We start from the raw sequence: 628 nt of genomic DNA, 5'->3' as shown, positions 1-628 counted from the left end.
GCATTTTCCGGCCTGGCCGGCGGTGTGGCTGGAACGCGATGATGACACTGGCTTTCAGCAGGTGCTGGAACGTGCTGGCTATCTGGCGAAGGAGCATACCAAAGCTCGCGGCACCGGTGAGCGCAACTTTGGCTGCTGTCGTGGCTGAGCCCGACAGACGACTTATCTGACCTTAGTGTGATGACGCGTTCACAGCGACCACACTGATTTTCCCTTCTGAGACTGAACTGAAAACCGCTATTCACACCTGACCACGCTGCCCGTACCGGGACGGCTGTTGCCTGCGTGTCGTCTGGCGGCTGAGGAATATGACGATGTACGCAAAATCCTTTCTCGCACTTGATGGCAACGGGCGTCTGACTGGTGCCCGTACCGCACAGACTGCACCTTACGATCGCTACACTTGCCACCTTTGCGGCAGTGCACTCAGATACCACCCGCAATACGACACTGAACGTCCCTGGTTTGAACACACTGACGACGGGCTGACTAAGCACGGTCATGAGTGCCCTTATGTCAGACCGGAACGCAGGGAGGTACGCTTGATTAAGCGTCTGCAGCAATTCGTACCGGATGCCTTACCCGTGGTGCGTAAAGCCAGCTGGCACTGCAGACAATGTCACCACGA

At 57.0% G+C, this 628-nt stretch carries 2 protein-coding genes; both read left to right on the top strand.

The window, feature by feature from the left end:
• The coding region (locus tag BEB54_RS28185) for a YagK/YfjJ domain-containing protein (protein WP_123059768.1) at window positions 1-148 on the top strand (148 nt) is incomplete at its 5' end.
• 166 nt (window positions 149-314) lie between these two features.
• The coding region (locus BEB54_RS28180) for a DUF7828 domain-containing protein (protein ID WP_063611003.1) at window positions 315-628 on the top strand (314 nt) is incomplete at its 3' end.

The organism is Escherichia sp. MOD1-EC6021 (assembly GCF_002965245.1).
Taxonomy (GTDB): Bacteria; Pseudomonadota; Gammaproteobacteria; order Enterobacterales; family Enterobacteriaceae; genus Escherichia; species Escherichia coli_F.
The sequence above is the reverse complement of the archived record's forward strand: the minus strand, read 5'-3'. Positions and strand labels throughout refer to the sequence as shown.